The 3,367-nt window shown below is 74.4% G+C and carries 1 protein-coding gene and 1 pseudogene; one reads left to right on the top strand and one right to left on the bottom strand.

The genetic code is table 11. The annotated features are described in order from the left end of the window. Positions 1-543 precede the first annotated feature (543 nt). Positions 544-1,194: pseudogene (locus IH13_RS0115880) on the bottom strand (HAD family hydrolase); the annotation flags it as partial. 265 nt (positions 1,195-1,459) lie between these two features. Between IH13_RS0115880 and IH13_RS0115875 the strand changes: the two are divergent. After that, positions 1,460-3,367: bifunctional FO biosynthesis protein CofGH (locus IH13_RS0115875; protein ID WP_082317620.1), on the top strand; the 1,908-nt coding region annotated here is incomplete at its 3' end.

The raw sequence follows: 3,367 nt of genomic DNA, 5'->3' as shown, positions 1-3,367 counted from the left end.
GCGGCTGTCGCTGAGCGGCGACGACGACGAGGGGCAGGGGGGCACGGCGGCCTCCCCGCGCGCGTAGGGCGCCGGGCGCCGTCCCGCGTACGCCGGCCGCCGCCCCGGCACGCTGGGCGCCGGACGTCTCCACGTGGGTGCCGGACGTCCCTGTGGGGGCGCCGGATGTGCCGCCGTGTACGCCGGGTGTCCCTGCGCGTACTCCGGACGTCTCCACGTGGGTGCCGGACGTCCCTGCGCGTACGCCGGATGTGCCGCCGTGCGTGTCGGGCGCCGGGCGCAACACCTTTACGGCGCGGCGAGGTTGCCGCCCGGTGCGGTCGGCAGGACCGCGCTCCGGGGCGCTGCGGGGTCCGTGTGCTGCGGTGCGTCCGCGTCCGGGCGGGTGTCGTGCGTCGGGGCAGGTCCGGCCGCCTCCGGACGGAACAGGCCGATGGCCCGGGGGGCGCCCCGGCCCGCGCCGCGGCCGTTCGGCCGGCCGGAGTCGTGCCCGGCGGCCAGATCATCCACGCCGCGCCCGGCGGTCAGGTCGTCCACGCCGTGCCCGGCCGTCCGGCCGGCGCCGAGCAGCGCCGGAAGGTCCGTCAGGGCGTCGACGCGCCAGTCCGCCGTCCGCGTCACGTCCGGGTGGTCCGCCCACCAATGACCGTACGGGCCACGGCGGATGTGGGCGGTCCGCAGCCCGCAGGCCCTGGCGGGGAACAGGTCGTCGGCCGGGTGGTCGCCCACGTACAGCGTGGTGTGCGCGGGCGCGTCCGCGACCTCCAGGACGCGCTCGAAGAACGCCTGGTCCGGTTTGGCCACGCCCCACTCCTCCGAGGTGGCCACGCAATCCGCCGGCAGGTCCAGGGCCCGCAGCAGCTCCCCGGCCCGCACGGACCGGTTACCCGCGACGACCACCCGCAGCCCCAGCGCGCGCAGTTCCGCCAGGGCCGGGCGGACGTCCGGGTACAGGTCCCGCTCGTCCAGGTACTCGCCCCGGCCCGCCGCCACCCGGGCGCCGTACGCCTCGCCGACGTCCATGCCGGGCCGCAGGACGCGCAGGGCGTCCGCGCTGTCGCGGCCCTGGGTGACCGCGGCGCCGACCAGCGCGCTGACGGTGTGCGGGGGGACCCCCAGCCAGTCGGCCCAGGCGGCCCAGAGGCGGTCGTCGCGGACGAGGGTCTCACCGATGTCGAAGACGATGGTTTCCATCACTGTCCCGACCATAGAGGGCAATAAGGACTTAACGGCCAAGGCGCCAGGGGTGAAGCGGGGGACGAGCCCCCCGTTCGGCTCCGGCGGGCCCAGGTACGCCGTCGCGGCGTCGCCGTCGGTCGGCGACGCCCCGCACCGCTCCCGCGCCCTCGCGGGGTACGGCACCGGGCCCCGCTCCACGGCCCGGCCGGACCGGAACGGAAGTCCCCGAGGCGGCAGAGGCCCTGGTCCGGACGGCGTACCCCGCTCGTATGCTCGGTTCATGACCGATCCTCAGCGCGGACGCCCCACGACCAACGCCATGCGGCGCGCCCTCCGGCGGGCCCGCGACGGTGTCGCCCTCGACGTGGCCGAGGCCGCCGTCCTGCTCCAGGCGCGGGGGGAGGATCTCAAGGACCTCGCCGCCTCCGCCGCCCGGGTGCGTGACGCCGGGCTCGACGCGGCGGGCCGGCCGGGAGTGATCACGTACTCCCGTAAGGTCTTCATCCCCCTCACCCGGCTCTGCCGCGACACCTGCCACTACTGCACCTTCGTCACCGTGCCGGGCAAGCTCAAGCGGGCCGGGCACGGGATGTTCCTGTCGCCCGACGAGGTCCTCGACATCGCCCGCAAGGGTGCCGAAGCGGGCTGCAAGGAAGCGCTGTTCACGCTCGGCGACCGGCCCGAGGACCGCTGGCCCGAGGCCCGCGAGTGGCTGGAGGCCGAGGGGTACGACGACACCCTGGCCTACGTACGGGCCATGGCGATTCGGGTCCTGGAGGAGACCGGGCTGCTCCCGCACCTCAACCCCGGTGTCCTGACCTGGACCGACCTCCAGCGCCTCAAGCCGGTCTCCCCGTCCATGGGCATGATGCTGGAGACGACCGCGACCCGCCTCTGGTCCGAGAAGGGCGGCCCCCATCACGGCTCCCCCGACAAGGAACCGGCGGTCCGGCTGCGCGTCCTGGAGGACGCCGGGCGGTCCAACGTACCGTTCACCACCGGCATCCTGATCGGTATCGGCGAGGACTACGAGGAGCGGGCCGACTCCCTCTTCGAGCTGCGCAGGACCGCCCGCGCCTACCACGGCATCCAGGAGGTCATCGTCCAGAACTTCCGCGCCAAGCCGGACACGGCGATGCGCGGGATGCCGGACGCCGAGCTGGAGGAGCTGGCCGCGGCCATCGCCGTCGCCCGCCACATCCTGGGCCCCTCCGCCCGCATCCAGGCCCCGCCGAACCTGGTGGACGCCGAGTACGCCCTGCTCATCGGCGCGGGCATCGACGACTGGGGCGGCGTCTCGCCCCTCACCCCGGACCACGTCAACCCCGAGCGCCCCTGGCCGCACATCGAGGAACTCGCCGCCCGTACCGCCGAGTCCGGCTTCGAGCTGCGTGAGCGGCTCACCATCTACCCGGAGTTCATCCAGCGCGGTGAACCCTGGCTCGACCCGCGCCTGCTCCCGCACGTACGGGCGCTGGCCGATCCCGAGACGGGGCTCGCCAAGGAGGGCGTGATCCCCACCGGGCTGCCGTGGCAGGAGCCCGACGAGGAGTTCAAGTCCTCCGGCCGCACCGACCTGCACCGCACCATCGACACCGAGGGCCGCACCGGCGACCGGCGGAACGACTTCGACGAGGTGTACGGCGACTGGGAGGCCCTGCGCGAGGCCGCCGCCCCCGGCATGGTCCCGTCCCGCATCGACACCGACGTACGCCAGGCCCTGAGCCAGGCCGCCGACGACCCCACGAAGCTCACCGACGACCAGGCGCTCGCCCTGCTCCACGCAGAAGGGGAGGCGCTGGACGAGCTGTGCCGCATCGCGGACACCCTGCGCCGGGACGTGGTCGGCGACGACGTCACCTACATCGTCACCAGGAACATCAACTTCACCAACGTCTGCTACACCGGCTGCCGTTTCTGCGCCTTCGCCCAGCGGCGCACCGACGCCGACGCGTACACCCTCTCCCTGGACCAGGTCGCCGACCGCGCGGCCCAGGCGTGGGACGTGGGCGCGGTCGAGGTCTGCATGCAGGGCGGTATCCACCCGGACCTGCCCGGCACCGCGTACTTCGACATCGCGCGGGCGGTACGCGCACGCGTCCCGGACATGCACGTCCACGCCTTCTCACCGATGGAGGTCGTCAACGGCGCGACCCGCACCGGCCTGTCCATCCGCGACTGGCTGGGC

This window comes from Streptomyces sp. NRRL WC-3549, from assembly GCF_000721935.1.
In the GTDB taxonomy this organism is placed as follows: domain Bacteria; phylum Actinomycetota; class Actinomycetes; order Streptomycetales; family Streptomycetaceae; genus Streptomyces.
This window is presented reverse-complemented; position numbering and strand designations above follow the sequence as displayed.